Origin of the sequence: Brevibacillus reuszeri, from assembly GCF_002897295.1 — a bacterium.
GTDB lineage: Bacteria > Bacillota > Bacilli > Brevibacillales > Brevibacillaceae > Brevibacillus > Brevibacillus reuszeri_A.
This window is the reverse complement of record NZ_BEXF01000013.1, coordinates 61,858-79,175: the sequence shown is the minus strand read 5'-3', so window position 1 is coordinate 79,175 and position 17,318 is coordinate 61,858. Positions and strand designations below refer to the sequence as shown.

At 47.8% G+C, this 17,318-nt stretch carries 18 protein-coding genes; 3 read left to right on the top strand and 15 right to left on the bottom strand.

Going from position 1 to position 17,318, the window contains the following annotated elements; translation table 11 throughout:
* The first annotated feature begins 131 nt into the window (after positions 1-131).
* Positions 132-314 (top strand): hypothetical protein, encoded by a 183-nt coding sequence (locus tag C3B52_RS20435; protein WP_103108255.1) that lies wholly within the window; start codon positions 132-134, stop codon positions 312-314.
* Between the two features lie 38 nt (positions 315-352).
* On the opposite strand, the gene C3B52_RS20430 is transcribed toward C3B52_RS20435, so the two are convergent.
* The 11 genes from C3B52_RS20430 to C3B52_RS20380 all read right to left on the bottom strand — a co-directional run bounded on the left by C3B52_RS20430 (position 353) and on the right by C3B52_RS20380 (position 12,084).
* Positions 353-1,348 (bottom strand): hypothetical protein, encoded by a 996-nt coding sequence (locus C3B52_RS20430; RefSeq protein WP_103108254.1) that lies wholly within the window; start codon positions 1,346-1,348, stop codon positions 353-355.
* A complete protein-coding gene (locus C3B52_RS20425) occupies positions 1,335-2,333 on the bottom strand; it encodes a phosphotransferase (RefSeq protein WP_103108253.1) in 999 nt (332 codons plus the stop codon). The genes C3B52_RS20430 and C3B52_RS20425 overlap by 14 nt, the downstream gene beginning before the upstream one ends.
* A gap of 13 nt (positions 2,334-2,346) precedes the next feature.
* Positions 2,347-3,852, bottom strand: a complete 1,506-nt coding sequence (locus C3B52_RS20420; protein WP_103108252.1) for a LysM peptidoglycan-binding domain-containing protein — start codon at positions 3,850-3,852, stop codon at positions 2,347-2,349.
* 89 nt (positions 3,853-3,941) lie between these two features.
* Positions 3,942-5,351, bottom strand: coding sequence for a protoporphyrinogen oxidase (hemY, locus tag C3B52_RS20415; RefSeq protein ID WP_103108251.1), 1,410 nt, complete (start codon positions 5,349-5,351; stop codon positions 3,942-3,944).
* Positions 5,352-5,364: 13 nt separating this feature from the next.
* Positions 5,365-6,297, bottom strand: coding sequence for a ferrochelatase (hemH, locus tag C3B52_RS20410; protein ID WP_103108250.1), 933 nt, complete (start codon positions 6,295-6,297; stop codon positions 5,365-5,367).
* Positions 6,298-6,316: 19 nt separating this feature from the next.
* Complete coding sequence (gene hemE, locus C3B52_RS20405) at positions 6,317-7,354, bottom strand: uroporphyrinogen decarboxylase (RefSeq protein ID WP_103108249.1); 1,038 nt, start codon at positions 7,352-7,354, stop codon at positions 6,317-6,319.
* 140 nt (positions 7,355-7,494) lie between these two features.
* A complete protein-coding gene (locus C3B52_RS20400) occupies positions 7,495-8,343 on the bottom strand; it encodes a DUF4097 family beta strand repeat-containing protein (RefSeq protein ID WP_103108248.1) in 849 nt (282 codons plus the stop codon).
* A gap of 1 nt (position 8,344) precedes the next feature.
* Positions 8,345-8,896: an HAAS signaling domain-containing protein gene (locus C3B52_RS20395; RefSeq protein ID WP_103108247.1), complete on the bottom strand. Its 552-nt coding sequence runs from the start codon at positions 8,894-8,896 to the stop codon at positions 8,345-8,347.
* Entirely contained in the window at positions 8,883-9,212 is a 330-nt protein-coding gene (locus C3B52_RS20390; protein WP_049737886.1) for a PadR family transcriptional regulator, read from the bottom strand. Before C3B52_RS20390 ends, C3B52_RS20395 begins: the two co-directional genes overlap by 14 nt.
* A 114-nt stretch (positions 9,213-9,326) precedes the next feature.
* A complete protein-coding gene (locus tag C3B52_RS20385) occupies positions 9,327-11,201 on the bottom strand; it encodes a bifunctional metallophosphatase/5'-nucleotidase (protein WP_103108246.1) in 1,875 nt (624 codons plus the stop codon).
* Positions 11,202-11,289: 88 nt separating this feature from the next.
* The gene (locus C3B52_RS20380) at positions 11,290-12,084 is read right to left on the bottom strand and encodes an alpha/beta fold hydrolase (protein ID WP_103108245.1); all 795 of its coding nucleotides are present in this window, start codon (positions 12,082-12,084) and stop codon (positions 11,290-11,292) included.
* Between the two features lie 172 nt (positions 12,085-12,256).
* Between C3B52_RS20380 and C3B52_RS37365 the strand changes: the two genes are divergently transcribed.
* A complete protein-coding gene (locus tag C3B52_RS37365; protein ID WP_235615792.1) occupies positions 12,257-12,523 on the top strand; it encodes a hypothetical protein in 267 nt (88 codons plus the stop codon).
* On the opposite strand, the gene C3B52_RS20370 is transcribed toward C3B52_RS37365, so the two are convergent.
* From C3B52_RS20370 to C3B52_RS20355, 4 genes are all read right to left on the bottom strand, one after another.
* On the bottom strand, positions 12,516-13,328 hold the full coding sequence (locus C3B52_RS20370; protein WP_103108243.1) for a HipA family kinase: 813 nt from the start codon (positions 13,326-13,328) through the stop codon (positions 12,516-12,518). The genes C3B52_RS37365 and C3B52_RS20370 overlap by 8 nt on opposite strands.
* A 115-nt stretch (positions 13,329-13,443) precedes the next feature.
* On the bottom strand, positions 13,444-13,920 hold the full coding sequence (locus C3B52_RS20365; RefSeq protein WP_103108242.1) for a GyrI-like domain-containing protein: 477 nt from the start codon (positions 13,918-13,920) through the stop codon (positions 13,444-13,446).
* Positions 13,921-14,023: 103 nt separating this feature from the next.
* On the bottom strand, positions 14,024-15,361 hold the full coding sequence (locus C3B52_RS20360; RefSeq protein WP_103108241.1) for a sensor histidine kinase: 1,338 nt from the start codon (positions 15,359-15,361) through the stop codon (positions 14,024-14,026).
* Position 15,362: 1 nt separating this feature from the next.
* On the bottom strand, positions 15,363-16,049 hold the full coding sequence (locus tag C3B52_RS20355) for a response regulator transcription factor (RefSeq protein ID WP_103108240.1): 687 nt from the start codon (positions 16,047-16,049) through the stop codon (positions 15,363-15,365).
* 209 nt (positions 16,050-16,258) lie between these two features.
* On the opposite strand from C3B52_RS20355, the gene C3B52_RS20350 reads away from it, so the two are divergent.
* Positions 16,259-17,305: a DJ-1/PfpI family protein gene (locus C3B52_RS20350; protein WP_103108239.1), complete on the top strand. Its 1,047-nt coding sequence runs from the start codon at positions 16,259-16,261 to the stop codon at positions 17,303-17,305.
* Positions 17,306-17,318: the final 13 nt, after the last annotated feature.

Genomic DNA, 17,318 nt, shown 5'->3' with positions numbered 1-17,318 from the left:
GGCCTATCTGACCATTTACCTTCCCTTTTGCACCGGCCTTCAAACCTGTCGAAAAGAAATGTCACGACACCCGCTGACGTTATAGGCACTGTCCTAGGTTGCTACGCATATGCTGAAATGAGGTGATCTGGATGAATTTCCGCTGGAAGTACAATCCCACTTATTTGCGCATCAAATATGGCTGCAAGCAGGTACTGCTACCATTAATCGGTTTTCAGTTCGTACGAACCATCCTTTTTCCCACATCCTTTGATGTCGTATTGCTCGGACTGCTCGCCGTGGTGTACGTTGCTATCGTCTTGGAATGGTTGTGAACAAAAAAACAACGCCCCACGCGGTGAGACGTTGCCATCTAAAAAGCTTGCTGGACCCAGCGATGCAGGCGCATCAAGCGGTCCATATTTTTTTCAAACCGTTTCACTGCGTATAGCTCACTCCACTCTCGACGATTGTTGTAATAGATGTCCGTATCCCGCATGATTCGCTCCGGATATGAGAGGAATGCCGCGAGTAGCTCGATCTCTTCGGGACGCAAAGGAAAGATTGCCGCATAACGGTGAAACAATTGAGATGCACCGACCTCATCCCCTGCCATCTGAAAGTAAGTCCGATAAAACAAGGTCAGATCGCGAATCGGTGTATCGAAGCCAGCACGCTCAAAGTTAAGCAGCTTTCCTTTGCCCGATCGATCCGGCACGATGTGGGCGGGGTGCGGATAACCGTGTACCAGAGCCAACCGAAAATGGGCGTGTGTCTCATGCCTCTCTCGCCAATCGATTAAGAGGGCGGTAGCCGACTCAGCCATTTCCGCAATGAATGCCTTATTTGCTAGAAAAACAAGGTCAAACGGCGATTGATATGGACGCTCTTGTGCGACTTCTCCTGCTTTTTCCATTTGGTTTTGCCAGTACTGCCACCGATTCAATAAAGAGTCGATCAACGGCTCGACTTGTCTAGGGTCATCAAATTTGTAGTTTTGGGTTAGATGATGCAATTCGGCCAATCGCTCCAGCATGGGAGTCGCCCATGCCAACGGCTCATTCGCCCACTGCTCGCTGCCTGGCTGCCAAGCTGTCAAATAGTAGGCTTGATTTCCGATTTCAACGTATGGATCATCAAACTTCGTATAAAGAAAGGGAACAGCCCCATCCCATCCACGATGCTGCAATTCACGAAGCACATCACTTACAAACAGCAGACGTTGGCCGGAAGCCTTTGATCGCTTGCAAACGTACGAGCCATATGGAGTTGCTGCTTTAAATACATTCGGTTCTTTTATGACATCGATCGATTGTGCAAACATGTCATACTCCTGAAACAATGGAAAAATGTCATCAAAGCGGCTCATCTACTCCCTCACCCCTTGATCGCTCGGCCCGATCGGCAATATGACGCAGCAGTTGATCGACTGCTTGCTGGCTTTGCAAGGCCTGTTCAATACTCGCTGCTGACACCTCCTTATTGCGCGAGACTCGTTTTACATACGTCTCCACACTCTTCCAGACTTCTCGTGGCCTGGCCATGAAAGCAAGCATTAGCGTATAATCCGAGTATTGAAGCGGCTTTACTTCCTCATATCCGTCCAAAAAGGCATCAATCTGCCTTATGTCCATATGCGTCAAATACATGTCTCGAAGGTAATTGGCTACATCCCGTTGCTGAATGGAAAGTGAGGGTCGAAAAAATCCCCGCAAGTACAGCTTGCCATTCACGATCCCCCAGTTGTCGCGCAGCAAGTCCCGATGAGCGACAGTGACGCTGTCTGGCGCAATACTATCAAGGGAAAGCATCATTGCCGAACGCTCCATCCGTTGCAGAAGCGGGGACATTAATTCGGCTACCCAGCGCTTTTCCCCCTTCTGCTTACCGTAGGTCGCTCGGTACGATTCGACTACAGCCTTGGCTTGTGCCCACTTTGATTCGGCATTCATCTGCTCTTGCTTTAAATAATCAGCACCGGCAAGTATAGGACTCTCCTGCTGTGACAGATGCATCATTCCCACAACACGGCCACTTTGTTTGGCAAATTCCTCTCCAGGCACGCATGCCTCAATGTGTCTGAGATGATCTGTCATGGTCACTCCACGTTTACCTACAATCAGAAACGGCTTGGCTTCCCGCGTTCGAATAAATCGTTCCAGCTCGCGGAACCCATGACGTGCTAAGCGTTCTCGCCATGCAAATGACCAGCGCATGACATCGACACGCGGCCAAACATGCAATTCTTTCGGACCGCGGTTTGTCTCAAGTAAATAGCAGTCATCGAGCGGCGTGACACGAATCACGCGCGCTCGATAATTCTGACACACATCAGAAATGTCAATCTTGTCCACGGTCCCACACTCCTTACTGTGGAATGTACAGGATTTGCCCGGCGACAAGTTGCTCGGTAGTCAACCTGTTTACTTCCACGATCTTGGAAACCGGCATCGAATAGCGTTGAGCGATATGCTCCAGAGTTTCATCACGTTGAATAATGCACATTTTTAGCTGGCTGGAGCGTTCTTCCTTGCTTTTGACAAACGATGTGAGATTTTGCATGGCTTCAGCTGTCGTTGGCGCTGCGGAAGAAGCCATTCCTTTGCGGGATGAGCTAGATGACGATTCTGCTTCTTGTGCCAAAGCCTCCTGCTTCGCACGGCTTGCTTGGGAAAAGATTGAAGTTATGTTCACATTCCCCGGCTCTTCCCGCGAAGCTTTTCCTGATATGGCTACACGCAGTTCGATTTCCTCGTCCTCTTCCTGCTCGGCAATAACTGGCTCTGCCGCAATTTGCGCATCCTCATGGACCTCAGCTGCCTCCGCCGAATCTACCACCTCAGCGACTTCGGCTATCACTGGAGACTCATGCTGTTCACTGGCAACAGGCGTGTAATCGGGAGGTTCCTGCTCATGAATCGCGAGCACAGGCTCATCTTGCTCTTCTCCCTGGGACCTCACATCTGTCCATTGCTCATCATACTCTGCTTCGATTGCCTGCGTATTATAGGAAGCCGAATTATACGCTGCCGATTCATATCCCGTAGATTCTGCTCCCCATACCTCCTGTGACTCTCTATGGACTTCTTCCGTGACTTCACCATAGCTTTGCATGACATATTCGCCCTGATAGGACGTGGAGAGGGCGGGAGCGTCATACAGAGAAGGAGATTCAGATTCAGCGGAGTCATATGAGGCTGGCATTGCCTGGCGCTCCATCTCGTTTTCCAGCTCACTCAGCTTTTGCTCAATCTCGTCTAATGAAACGGGTTGAACCTCGTTTTCCTGCTCTTCAGATGCTACATGAGTAAATTCCCACGCTTCTTCCTGGCTTGCCTGGACTGTCTCTTCATTTTGATCAAAGAACTGCGGATATACCTGCTGCTCTGGCTCCTGTACTTGCGCTTGGGCTTGTTCTGCAAAAGCAATGCCCATAATCTTCAGCTCGGCATCAATCAGCATTTGATGTGGCGATTCCAGCTTGTAATCAAAGCTGTCTACAATGGCATAAATGTCGCCGATTTCCGCGATTCTCTCCAACGGAATCGTGATGTTTAACGGAATACGATGTCCAATCTGCTCCTCCCAGCCGTAAAACCCTTCCTCTGTAGCCTCTTGGCGAAACGGCGAAAAAGTCATCGCTTCAACCAGAGTTTCCGTTCCGCCGCTATTTGCCTCCGCGGCCTCTCTGATTGGCTCGTACTTCCCGAATAATTGCAAACAACCGGTAATGGAGATGTAGGTTTCATTTTCCAACACTTCTACATCCGGAACCAGTTCCAGCTCTTGCAATTCGCCTATTCCAGCTTTATCGGATGAGAGGAAAATGGTCTCCTTGATGGCAAACGAGAGCAGTCCATCCTGTAACGCCATTCGTGCTCCTCCTTTCAGGTGCAGGACATTTCCCTATACTATATGGACAGGACAAGTCGTTTAGCACCCGAAAAAGGAAAAACCGGGGTTTATCTCCCCGGTTCGACTGAAGTGATTAGTTCTGATACGGCTTTTTTTCCTTGGTCAATACAATCCGGAACGCCGACACCGCTGTACGAGGCGCCTGCAAGCATCACTCCTGGCAAGCTCGACTGAATTTTACCCTGTACCTCGTGGACCCAATCCAGATGACCGACCACATACGGAATGGCATTTTGAAGGCGCGTCACTTTATAAAAATCCGGTTGCTTCGGAATGCTCATGATTTTGCGTAAATCGTGTAGTACTACGTCCAGTACCTCTTCATCCGTCTGCTGCATAAATGACTGCTCGCCTGCCTTGCCAACAAAGCTGCGCAAAAGCACTTTATTCCCAGGTGTCGTATGCGGCCATTTTCGGTGCGCCCACGTGCATGCCGTAATTTTGGCCCCAGAATTACGAGGCACAATAAACCCGGTCCCTTCCATACCTACATCGACCGCATTCTCACCAAATGCCATGGCGATGGTTGCGACCATATGCGGTTTGGCCTGTGGCAAGGATGGTACAGATGCATAAGGACGCAGAAGTGGTTCGGCTACGGCATGCGGCACCGTAAACAGAACAGCATCTGTCTCGAGCTGCTGGCCATTTTTGAGAACAAGGGTGTAGCCGCCATTCTCTTTCTTCTTCAGCTCCTGGACACCTGTTCCTTTTAGAATACTCGAAGCCGGCAAGCTTTTTTCGATTCCCTCCACTAGTGACTCCAAGCCATTTTTTAGCGTCAGAAAAATGCCCTTTGGCTTCCCTTGACTGCTCGTTTGCGGACGGGAATGCTTCATGGCCAGAATCAGGCTGCGATGTTGTTTTTCGAGCTGGGCGAATTGTGGAAAACTCGCGAGCAGACTGAGCTTGTCGATGTCACCTGAATAGACGCCAGAGAGAAGCGGCTGAATCAGGTTCTCAATAACCTCATCCCCTAAACGGCGACGGAAAAAATCACCGACGGAGATGTCTCCATTCCCTTCAGTTGCAGGAAGAATCAGGTCGGCTGCAGCGCGAATTTTTCCCGACAAGGAAATCAAATCCGTGCTAACAAACGGCATAAGTTTCGTCGGAACCCCCATCACCGCTCCCTCAGGAATGGCTACGAGCTTGTCCTTGTGCCAAATGTATGCTTGACCTGTGCTGTTGCGGACCAAATCATCCTTGAGACCCAGATCGGTTGCCAGCTGCGCTGCACTTGTTTTGCGTTCCAAAAAAGAGTCTGGCCCTTGCTCGATGACAAAGCCTTCGTGCCGCCACGTCTTGATCTTTCCTCCTAGACGATCCTGCTCCTCAATCAACTGAAAACGAATCGGAAGACCTTTTGCCGCGATCTCCCGTTGTAAGTAAAAAGCGGCGGTCAATCCGGTGATACCGCCGCCAACAATCGTAATATGGTAGGTTTTCTCATTCATCTGATTCGATCCCCTAGTTCGCCAGCTTCTTCTCGACAGCATCAGCCAGACAGGAGATAAAGGCAGGTCTGGCATTTGGCATCGGAGGGCGATAGTAATGGACGCCCAGCTCATCCGTCACTGCTTTGCATTCCATATCATTATCGTACAAGACCTCTAAATGCTCAGCAATAAAACCGACCGGGCAATAGACATAGGCTCTGTAGCCATGCCTTGCATGAAGCTCTCTCGTCAAATCCTGCACATCGGGCCCGATCCACGGCTCTGGCGTATTTCCGGCACTTTGCCAGCCAATTGCGAAATGAGCAATACCCGCCTCTTCCGCAATCAGCTTTGCCGTTTCCTCCAGCTGCGTCGGGTATGGATCACCTGACTTCAGGATTTTTTCAGGCAAGCTATGCGCAGAGAAAATAACAACCGCGCGCTCACGATCCTCTGCGGGCATTGAAGCAAACGTATCCTGGATTGCTTTGACCCAATACGAGATGAAGCCTGGCTCTTTGTACCAGCTTTCAATGCTGTGGATGAGCGGGCCATTCACGGATTCCGAATGCTCCTTGGCGCGGCCATTGTATTCCTTGACACTATAGCTGGAATAGTGTGGCGCAAGCACCAAACTGATTGCTTCTGTGATCCCGTCTTTTTTCATCTGATCGACTGCATCCTCAACAAACGGAGCGATGTGCTTGAGTCCCAAATAGCCGGCAAACTCGCGGTCAGGGTAGCGCTTGTTCATTTCCCGCTCCAAGGCGCTTACCTGCTCGTCCGTAATTTCGGCAAAGCGATTCACTCCACCTACTGCTTCGTAGCGCTCAGTCAAATCATCCAACAGTTCCTGTGGAGGCTTGCGTCCTCTACGAATGTGAGTATAGTAAGGCTCGATCTCTTCACGACTTCGCGGCGTGCCGTACGCCATCAACAAGAGCCCTGTCTTTTGCTTGGACATTTTTCTTGCACCTCCGAAATTACGCGTTGGACTTGTAGCTGTGGATGAACGAGGTGAGCTTTTGCAGCGTTTCTACCTTTGCATCCGGGAATACACCATGACCGAGGTTGAAAATGAAGCCTGGCTGCTTCGTTCCTTCGTCCAAAATCTCTTTTGCTTTGGATTCGAGCTTCTCCCATGGAGCGAGCAGCAAAGTCGGGTCGAGGTTTCCTTGCAGCGTCTTGGTTACACCCATTTCTCTTGCTGTCGTAATGGATGTACGCCAATCCAGTCCGAGTACATCTACAGGTAAACGGTTCCAATCCATGAGCAAATGACCTGCGCCGATTCCAAAATAGATCGTTGGTACATCAGTATCCTTCAAAGCATTGAAAATGCGAGTCATAACTGGCGTGATAAACTCGCGATAATCTTCATCATTGAGCGCACCTACCCAGGAATCAAACACCTGTACAGCCTGTGCTCCTGCTTTAATTTGAGCTTTCAGATACGTAATCGTCATGTCGCCCAGTTTGTCCATCAGCGCTTGCCATGCAGCAGGCTCGGTATACATAAACGCTTTTGTCTTGTGATAATGCTTGGAAGGTCCGCCCTCGATCATATAGCTCGCGAGGGTAAACGGTGCACCAGCAAAACCGATCAGTGGAACAGAAAGCGTCTCGCGCAAGATTTTGATCGATTCCAAAATGTACGGAACATGCGTATCCGGGTCCAGATCATCCAGCTTTTGTACATCCGCCAAGGATTCAATCGGATTCGCGATGACAGGGCCAATGCCAGACTCAATATTAACGTCTACGCCAATTGGCTTTAATGGTGTCATGATATCTGCGAACAGAATCGCTGCATCCACGCCAAGCTGTTCTACAGGCAGGCGAGTTACTTCCGCGCAAACTTCTGGTATGTAATTCATTTCAAAAAAGCTATGCTTCGCGCGGATAGCACGGTATTCCGGTTGATAGCGACCGGCTTGGCGCATGTACCACACCGGCACATGTTCCGTTGCTTCCCCTCTACACGCTTTCAAAAAAGTATCGTTAAATGGTTTTGCGGTCATGAAATAAACCTCTCCTTGCGCAATAATCTATCCCAATAATTATGATACCATTGGCCCCTCCCCTAAAACGGGCCCTATTGTGTCAAAATCTTTTCGTTTCTTTGTTTCCAATCCTAACCATAAGTCTTTCCAAACTTCCCCTATTGAATGCGGATATCGCCTGTAGTTGTCCGGACATTCACAGCTGGGCCGCCAGAGCCGATGGCGCCAACTACCTTGTTTTCGCTTTTCTGCTCATAAGAAAGTGACTTCCATGAATTCTTGATAGAGCCGGTTTCTGTCGACAAATCGAGACTCGCTGCTGCTGGCTCTTTATCAACCTTAATACGAATATCACCGGTCTCACTTTCAATCGTAACATCGTGTACAAGCTCAGGGAGCAGAAGTGAATCAATCTCACCGGTAGTCGTTTGAATCTGTACGGTAGAGCGAATTCCAGAAAGCTTCATATCACCCGTATCCGTATGAATATCCAGCAAATCTCCCGTAAGACCATCTAGCTCTATATCTCCCGTGCTGGATACAATATTCGTCTTCTTTACGCTCAGCTTTGAGGCTTTAATATCGCCTGTCGCCGTGTTCAGGTCTAATTTTTCATAGTCTTTCTCAGGCAATGAAAGCTCAACTTGAAGTCTTCCATTCACTGGAAAAAACAAATTGACATGGAACTTTTCTTGGACGTCTACCTTAAGCGTACCATCTGACAGCACTGAACTTGTAAACTGTATTCTCTCTCTCTGCTGGTCGCTTGCTTCACCAATTAGTCGCACACTGGCGGTGGACGATTGACTTGGGGTGATGACCACATCCGCCATGCCTGTAGCGATTTCGAGTGACGTAAACGGCTCCTGAATGGTTCGCACTTCATCCACTTGAGCTAATGAAAAAGAAAAATAGTCCTGTTTTGTAAACATCCAAACGAGTCCTGAAGCACCTAGCAAAAACAGCAGCAAACTGATTCCAAAAATCTTTTTTCCCCAATGTTTCATCTTATTTCCCCCTGATTAGCTGCACGTTAAATTGGAGGTACCGTAAAAATTGACGGTATAGCCACTTTGTCAGACGCAGCAATCCCACTCCAAGCATGCCACCAAGCCCCAAAGAAGTCAGACTGCCAAACAGGAGTAACAGACGTTCATGAGAGGGAGCTGGAACCCCGTATTGCAGGTAGATCCCGAACGGAGCAACCAGCAAAGAAACCGAAATGGCATAGCATGCCATGAGTATACCAATTAGCCCCATAAACGGTCCGAGCACGAAAACAACATTGAAAAACCCTAGACTGATGGTTGCAATAACTGCCCTCGTCATGTTACCGACGCTGGCATTGGATTCGGCCTGGTCAATGCGGTAACCAGCCAACAGCTCTTTCGCCAGCAATCTGGGATTGCCCAAGCTCTCCGCAATCTCGTGCTCGCTTTTTCCCTGCTTGACTCCCATGAGAAAATGCTCAGTATAATCAGCTAAAATGTCTAGCCGTTCCTTGTCAGGCAAGCCACCGAGCAGAGCACCCAATTCATCCATAAACTCACGCCTCGTCATACCCGAGCCCCTCCTTAATGATCTGATTAACACCGCGATTGAAAATTCGCCATTCCAAAATCAGATCGTTCATATATCGACGTCCCTGCTCAGTTAACTGGTAATACTTGCGTGGTGGTCCTTCTTGCGATTCTTTCAGGTAAGTGGTAAAAAAGCCTTCCTGAGTCAAGCGTCGGAGTAAGGGGTAAACGGTACCTTCGGCGATATGAAACTTCTCCGAAATACTATCAACTAATTCATAGCCATACCGATCATGGTTCGCTGCCAGAACGAGCACACACAGCTCCAGCACACCTTTTTTAAACTGAACATTCAAATTGCATCACCCATGTAAAAGCTTACCAAACAGCTACTGTATATTGCAAGGTACTTTAAGAAATGAAAGGACAGGAGCCGGATCTGACTCGCCCCTGTCCTTTAAAAGCAATTCTTATTTTACTTCTACGATGCGGCCCTCTACTTTTGGATTTACTACCTTGCGCTTGATCAGGCCTTCCTCGACAATGCTGTACATGGACAAGCCAGTGTTGAAGAATGGTTTTTTGAAGGAATCATAACCGTCTCCACCTGCTGCCAGGAAGTCGATCGTTGCCACTTTGTATTTTTTGGTCACATCAAGTGGCTGTCCACCTACTTTTACTTCCAATACGCGCTCGCCTACTGGTTTCGACGCGTTGTACGTAAAGCTCATGCCGCTGATTTGCGGGAAGCGACCAGCACCTGTTCCCACTTGGCTCACACCGTTTTCAAGTGCTTGCTTCAGCTCTTCACCGGTTACTTCCACTACGGAAAGTGTATTGTTTTCAAATGGCAGCAAGGTATACAGGTTTTTCTTCGTGATATCGCCTGCTTCCAGCTGGGTGCGGATTCCGCCACCATTTGCCAGTGCGACATCAGCTTCATAGCCTTTGATGGACTGAGTACGCTCAAGCATAATGTCCGTAATCAGGTTCCCCACGTTTGTTTCTTTCGCACGAACCAGCGTACGATCGCCATCAAGTGGAACCTCAGACTTGGCGATAACAACGTTCATAACAGAGTCGATTTGCTTCACGATCTCTTGAACCATTTTGTCTACCTCTGGGTCAGCCACAACGTTTTCGTCGTACTCTTTCAGACCGCCGCTAAATGCAACCAGCTCTTTGCCGAGGTAGTACAGGTCAGCACGTCCCAGGGACTTACCATACTCCCAGTCTTGCACGATGTACGTTCCGTTTACAAGCTCAGGTGTTGTCAGTGGAGTATGGGAGTGTCCGCCTACGATCAGGTCGATTCCTGGTACGTTTTTCGCAATTTCACGGTCTACGTCCACACCGATGTGGGAAACAACAATCACGTGATCCACTTCTTTTTTCAGCTCAGGAACAACCGTTTTCGCTACTTCAACCGGACTTTTGAAAGTAAGGCCTTTTACGTTGTCAGGGTGAGTCAAAACGGGTGTATCCTCTGCTACGAAACCAACAAATGCGAACTTTTTGCCGCCAATTTCAGCTTTGAAGGTAGGCACCAGTAGTTCTTTGCCGTCCGCTTTGAATACGTTAGCAGAAATCACTGGATGCTTCAGCATGTCACGCAGCTTAAGCAGCTGCTCAAAACCGAAATCGAATTCATGGTTTCCAGCTGCCATTACGTTGTAATTCAGGCTGTTGAGGATTGGTACAACAGATTCACCCTTGAATTGGTTTACGAACACAGTTCCTTGGAAAGTGTCACCCGCATCCAGCAAGAGGAAGTTGTCGTTCTCAGCACGCCATTCCTTGAGCAAGGTAGCAATTTTCGCAAAGCCGAATTCTTTTTGTCCTTTATCTTCCTGGATATGTCCATGTGTATCGTTTGTATGAGCAATCGTAACATGTGTAGTCGCAGCATTGCCCAATGCCTGGAAGAACTCACCGCGGGTTACGGTTGCTTTGTTTTCCAAAGCAAGCTTGTAGCCCAGCTTCGCAGCCATTTGCGTCAGTTTTGCAGAGGATACTGCTTGTGTAGGATTTTTATAATCGTCTTGAGTCAGAACCCCTTGGGATTTTGCCCAATCAAAATAAGGAGTCGACCAGTGAGCACCAGCTGCAGCAGCGCCGACTTTTGCATCTTTCAATTTAGAGAATACAACTGCAACCTCAGCCAGGTTTACTGCACGATCCAATGCCAGATCACCGTTTTGACCAGCAGAGATAATGGATTTTTTTACCATCCAGTCAGCGTGGTTTACTGGGTGAAGCGGTGCAGCAAATGCAGAGCCTGCCATCAGGGAGGCAAAGACAACCGATGCAAACGCCGTCATCGTAATGCGACGAGCCTTTTTCATGTAGAATTTCCCCTCTCTATTATGTAAAAATTGATAGAATACCTCGTCTATTATAGCAAATATTTCTAGGACTATGGTGTGGTTTTCATTAACTCTTCGTCAAAAAAGCTCGGATCGCTGCTGCCAATTCCTGCGGTGCCTCCAGCATCCCCATATGTCCTACGTCAGGCAGCAGCACCTGTCGGGTGTTTTCGCTTTCTACGGTAAATGTCTTTTCCGCTGGAATGACCTGATCCTCTGCACCTGCGACCAATAGCACAGGAAGGCTGGTCTCTTTGAGTACATGTGTACGCTCTGCACGATCGCGCATCCCTCGCAGTGTGTTGATGGCACCAATCGGGATCGTGGAAAGACCGATTTCCTTTGCCAGCTGTACTTCATCTGGCATGGTTGCTACATGGCCTTTGGCAAATAACTTGGGTACCAACGCTTTAATGAACGGCTCGATACCGTTTTCGCGAATGCTGGTCGCACCTTTGTCACGATTTGCCTTGGCTGCTTCGTCATCTGGATACGCTGTCGAGTGAATCAAGCCGAAGCTCGCCAGCTTGTCCGCATAGTTTTCTGCAAAAGCTAGCGTCACGTAACCTCCGAGAGAATGACCGAACAAATGGATCCGTGACAGGCCAAGCGCATCGATGAATTGCGCCAGGTCTTCGGCAAAGCGCTCCATCGTATATGGCTCATCAGGGGCAAAGCTCGCTCCATGTCCACGCAAATCCACCGCAATCACGTGATTCGTCTCGGAAAGCATCGGGATTACTTTTTTCCAATACCCGGAGCTGCCACAAAAGCCATGCAGCAAAATAATAGCCTCGCCTTTTGCGCCTTCCTCCACATAGGCAATTTTCTGTCCATTCTTGAGTTCCGCGTATTTCATCATCTGTCCATCTTCCTTTCATGGTCTTTGTTCAAAATGGTGCCCTCTGATGCCAGCCATTAAACCTGTCTGTTTGCCTAGCCCAGGCTTGTCTATAAAAACAGGATACTGACATGATTGGAAAATCTACAAGCATCAGAAGGCTTACATTTTCTTCGTAAAAATGGTGCTTTACATGGCTGTTGTAAAGGAAGAAGTAAGACAGGCAGTCGGGAGAGGAGGACGTAAAATCCCAGGCAGGCTTATACTAGCCTTTAGTAGAACTGCTTGCAGCGCGACTGCTTTCTGCGAACATCATGTATTGCATTGCATTGATCTTTTAGTAAGCGAGTCTCTCGAAGCTCCCACAGGCATTACGACAGCGATCGAAGCGTTTCTTTGTAAAGAGCTGCATCTCAATCAAAAAGACGCGGCCTCCTCCTTTATCACACTTCTTACCTGAATTTCTTGGAGATTCGCTTCACAATTTTCTTAATCTGCTTCTTGCGGTGAATCAATACCTTTGTAATAAATCTCCTTTCCGACTTCCTCAGACAGCCCTTTGGTACTTTCCTTACCGCTTTTCGAATGGCTGAATTCGACAGCCGCTTTATTTTTCTGACCATCTTGTTAAAAGATTTTCGATTGTCGAGAGTGAAGCGCTTGAGTCCCTTGGGAATCCGTTGCTTCTTCTTACTGCCTGAGTGCATCGTAAACTTGTAAGCTCTCTTTTTCCGAAATTTTCTTTTGGCCTTTCTCAGGCTCCACCTGCTAGGCTTTCCAAACACTGCGATCCCGTGGTCAATGAGATACCATTTGTAACGCTTGGCTTTTCTTTTGCGGTATAAGATCAAATTGCGATTGTTTCGGTCGGGGTTCATGATCCATGCGTCAAATGCGACGATTCTTGCCAGCAAATCCGCTTTTTTCACTTTTTTATGTGGCTTGCGGTATACTCTCTTTTTCGCCTTTTTCCACGGGATTACCTTGTTCGCACTGGCTTTTTGCGAGAGCAGTCCTTTACGTCGAATTCCCCTAGGTCCTCTAACCGTTACTTGCTTTACCTTTGCCACGGGAAGTCCGACGCTTTTCGCAAGGGCTGCCGCTATAAACTCATTCGCAACGAGGATTCGGTGCTCCCTACGCTTCTTTTTTTGAGCGGGGAACTTAAAAAATCCTTTTTTTCCGTTGCGCTTGATGACGAGCCATATAATGCGACCATATCGTCTGCGAAAAAGCTTGCGATATCTCCATCGCCTTCTGCCCACCCTTGTCCATCTCCTCCCTTGTTTTTATACAGTATATGGAGAGGGGGGAAAAGGGTGAGAACGAGCGTAAAGAACACCTCCTTTTCTAATAAAAGAGGTGCTTATCACGTAGACACTATCTGAGTGGAATAAAAATCTCATACGCATTTTCAGTGAGAGTCGCTGCATGAACAGTCGGTACGTAGCGTTCGTCGTAGCGTTCCATGCGCACGTAATGCTCATTTGGCTGATGACCGTTTTCACTCAGCCATGAAAATAGATTGTGATAAGTCGCTTGCACCTGGTCCATCGGTCCTGTGTGGGTAAAACGAGCGTACGTTCTTTCTGGGACAGTAAAACCGACCATGCCTACAGGAATGTGCTCAAACCTCTCCACCTCGACTACGAGGTACTCGGTATACATATGGTGGGCATGATTTTCGTCACTAATGTCATAGCGTATGTTTGGCTGAATCACGTGAGGAATTTCCTCCTGACGCTGCAAAAACGTTTCCCATAGCTTCGGCATGAATTCTACAAGCATCGGAAACGTGCCTGAAAAACTGAGACCGATAAAATGCTTTTGCGGAACTGTTACGATCGTCCCTTTCATTTTCGCTCACCCCAATATAGAAATAGTGCTTGTCCGACATATAATCTTACGAAGCAACTTGGTATTTATATCCAATTGTCAAGGAAATCTATAAATTGGTCAACTACAAAATGATCGGGGTGGCTGCTGGTATCCAACCTTCAAGAAGCGCTCCCCCATCGGGATGATTGCTTACACAAAGTTCACCTCTATGTTGTCTAACAATTCTGTGTGAAATGGTTAACCCGAGGCCAATGCCCCCGGTTGAACGATTTCTTGATACTTCACCACGATATAGGGGTTCAAAAGCCCGGTACAGTTCTTCCGGAGAGAAGCCTGGCCCTGTATCACGTATCGAAAACTTTACTTTATTCCCATCCGTAAAGCAGTGAACAACAATTTCACCGTCTGAGGGGGTGTGTCTGACGGCATTCTCCAAAAGATTGTTCATGGCACGTTCCAATAAGTGCGTGTCTCCGTTGATCATGCAGGCAACTGTGGATTTAGTTGAGATAGAGATCTGTTTTTGTTGAGCCAGCGGACTTAGACTATCCATAGATTTACACACTATGAAGTTAAGATCAACAGGCTTGTTATTAAGTTTTGTCTGTACATATTCCATCTTTGTAAAGGTGAGAAGATCCTCAACCAATCGATCCAATTGTTCCGATTTATCCTTACAAACCGCCAAATATTTCGTTATTTTTTCCGGTGAATGAGCAATTCCTTGTTCCAATCCATCCAAATAGCCTCGTAGTGCAAACAATGGCGTCCGTAAATCGTGAGCGACAGCAGCAATTACGAATCGGCGTTCTTCTTCCAGCTCCACTTGCTTCTGATGAGATTGTTGAAGCCCTTTTACCATTACATCAAATCCATCGCGTACTTCGGCGATTTCCGTAATCCCGGACATAGGTAACTTCACATCCCACTCCCCTGTTGCTATCTGTCTAGCTGCAAAGCTCATCTTCTCGAGAGGAAGCATAAGAAGCCTGCGCATTGCGACACCTATTATAATGAATGCGAGAATCAGTCCAGAAACCAACGAAATGATTTGGACAGTATTTGACTTCGGCAAAGAAATGATAACCCTTCCTACTAAACGACCGTCTTCAATGACTGAAAATTGTTCAGTCGAAGTAAATACGCTGCGACGCATCGGGTCAGAGCGATAAATTTCCCGATCTGAGGCTGATAAAATAACCACATCCAGCTTGGTTTTCTGCAAGTGGCTATTCAATACATTATGCCAATTTGGGTCCATCCATTTGTCTGTGCTGTTTTCGATTAAATGAATCGTCTCAGTCAAATTTCTTTGCAGCGACTCATTTTGCTTCTGACTTTTTGGTAAGCTAAATGTTTGGTTTTCCATAAGGTGAGCAGTAACGTAGAAGATCCATGGCAATGAAAGTAGAAAGAAGAGGCACATCAAAGTAAATGTCCGAATGCGAATTGTCTTCATCTTATCCTCCCTCGAAGCGATACCCTACTCCCCATACGTTGAGCAGAAGCTGCGGCTTGTTCGGATCGGACTCGATTTTCTCGCGAAGCCTGCTGAGGTGGACGCGAATCGTATGCTTATCGCCCACACCATCCCAAAATTTCTCAAGTAATTGCTCATAGGAAAAAACATGTCTCGGGTGCTCAACAAATAATCGCAGCAACTCATACTCCTTTGGTGTGAGTACTACCTTTCTCCCTTCCACGATCACTTCTCTTGTGGATAAGTTGATTTTGATGCATCCATAATCCAGAATGGCTTCATTGATTTGCTGCTGAGAATTAAAACGCCGCAATACAGCTTTTACCCGAGCAACAATCTCTCCCGGCGAAGCCGTCTTGACAATATAGTCATCTCCTCCGAGCGACAGCCCTCTGATCTTGTCCACATCGTCACTGCGAGCACTCAGAAAAAGAATCGGAACATTGCTTTCCTTCCGTATTTGACGACATAGCTCGAATCCATTTTGTCCTGGCATCATGACATCAAGAACGATGCAATGAATAGCACTTTGTTGGAACAAGGCCAAGGCACAAGCGGCGTCACAAGCAGTTAACACCTGAAAATTTTCGTTTTCCAAAAAGTCCCGCAATAGTTCAACAATACTGTGGTCATCGTCCACAACGAGTATCGTATGAATTGCACTCATGAATATCCCACCTTCACAGCCTAGTTTATCATTTTTCCACTACTCTCAAATAAAACTCTCTATATTGTGATGGTTTGTTTATTGTTTTGTGACTTTTTGACACCCTCTTTTGAGATATTCTCTTGTTATGATGCTGTCGTGAACGCGAATAACAAGGCTCGCGATAAACAGTACGTTCAACTAAGCTACTAGTGAAGGAGGAAATTGTCATGTTATCAGTTCAAGTCGTACTTTTTGACGGCTTCGACCTGCTCGATGCCGTCGCGCCTTATGAGGTTTTTTGCGCAGCTACGATGAAGGCCCCGGGGTCCATACGTGTAGAATTCGTCACAGCCGAAGGACCACGGTCTGTGACGAGCGGTATCAATGGGGTAAAAATGGAGGCAACCGGCAGACTGAATCCAGAGAGTGAGGGCATCATTCTTGTACCTGGAGCGTCCGGTGACGTCGTAGGAGATGGCCCCAATTCCATTCCCGCCATTTTGAGTCGCGCCCTGAAAACAGAATTAACGGGTTTGATTGGACGAGCACTCGAAAGAAATGACACGATCGTCGCCACGGTATGCGGTGGTTCTCTGTTGCTAGCCATGGGTGGACTTTTGGAAGGCAGACCAGCGGTAACGAACCATCTGGGCATGGGTTTACTTGGAGCAACCGGGGCAAATCCCATCTCAGCTCGTGTCGTTGATGACGGTAATTTGGTTACAGGTGGCGGGGTAACTTCGGGACTCGATGTAGCATTGTACCTGGTGGAACGTGAACTAGGACCACGGCTCGCTGTCGCAGTGGAACAGCTGTTCGAATTTGAACGAAGGGGAACGGTTTGGAGAGAGACAAGAATGGCACCTGTCACCGATCAAGCATTGAAAAGCGTTGAACCGAACGTCCTAGTAAACTCAGAAAAAATAACTTACGACACTCTAGATAACAAAATGATGCAGACATCCGTCTACGCAGGCGATTGGGATACTTCGATCTCTACACCAGTTGGCAATCTGGATGTCAAGCTCTCGATATCGACAAGTAACGGTCTGATCCAAGGTACAGCAACTCAGGGAGATGAAACCGTTTCGTTTTTGAATCCTTTACTTCAAGACAACAAGCTAACCTGGTCTCTTCAAATTTCGAAACCATTTCGCTTGCATCTACATTTCGAAGTGACAGCCAGAGGCGACCACATGACTGGAATCGCCAAGGCAGGCATTCTTCCGGCATCCAAACTGGCGGGAAAAAGGGTATTCTCACCCGGAATTTGACTATTGGGGATTA

Coding starts and splice junctions, on each gene's coding strand:
- C3B52_RS20435 (WP_103108255.1), top strand. CDS start 132: ATGAATTTCCGCTGGAAGTACAATCCCACTTATTTGCGCATCAAATAT.
- C3B52_RS20430 (WP_103108254.1), bottom strand. CDS start 1,348: ATGAGCCGCTTTGATGACATTTTTCCATTGTTTCAGGAGTATGACATG.
- C3B52_RS20420 (WP_103108252.1), bottom strand. CDS start 3,852: ATGGCGTTACAGGATGGACTGCTCTCGTTTGCCATCAAGGAGACCATT.
- hemY (WP_103108251.1), bottom strand. CDS start 5,351: ATGAATGAGAAAACCTACCATATTACGATTGTTGGCGGCGGTATCACC.
- hemH (WP_103108250.1), bottom strand. CDS start 6,297: ATGTCCAAGCAAAAGACAGGGCTCTTGTTGATGGCGTACGGCACGCCG.
- hemE (WP_103108249.1), bottom strand. CDS start 7,354: ATGACCGCAAAACCATTTAACGATACTTTTTTGAAAGCGTGTAGAGGG.
- C3B52_RS20400 (WP_103108248.1), bottom strand. CDS start 8,343: ATGAAACATTGGGGAAAAAAGATTTTTGGAATCAGTTTGCTGCTGTTT.
- C3B52_RS20395 (WP_103108247.1), bottom strand. CDS start 8,896: ATGACGAGGCGTGAGTTTATGGATGAATTGGGTGCTCTGCTCGGTGGC.
- C3B52_RS20385 (WP_103108246.1), bottom strand. CDS start 11,201: ATGAAAAAGGCTCGTCGCATTACGATGACGGCGTTTGCATCGGTTGTC.
- C3B52_RS20380 (WP_103108245.1), bottom strand. CDS start 12,084: ATGATGAAATACGCGGAACTCAAGAATGGACAGAAAATTGCCTATGTG.
- C3B52_RS37365 (WP_235615792.1), top strand. CDS start 12,257: ATGGCTGTTGTAAAGGAAGAAGTAAGACAGGCAGTCGGGAGAGGAGGA.
- C3B52_RS20365 (WP_103108242.1), bottom strand. CDS start 13,920: ATGAAAGGGACGATCGTAACAGTTCCGCAAAAGCATTTTATCGGTCTC.
- C3B52_RS20360 (WP_103108241.1), bottom strand. CDS start 15,361: ATGAAGACAATTCGCATTCGGACATTTACTTTGATGTGCCTCTTCTTT.
- C3B52_RS20355 (WP_103108240.1), bottom strand. CDS start 16,049: ATGAGTGCAATTCATACGATACTCGTTGTGGACGATGACCACAGTATT.
- C3B52_RS20350 (WP_103108239.1), top strand. CDS start 16,259: ATGTTATCAGTTCAAGTCGTACTTTTTGACGGCTTCGACCTGCTCGAT.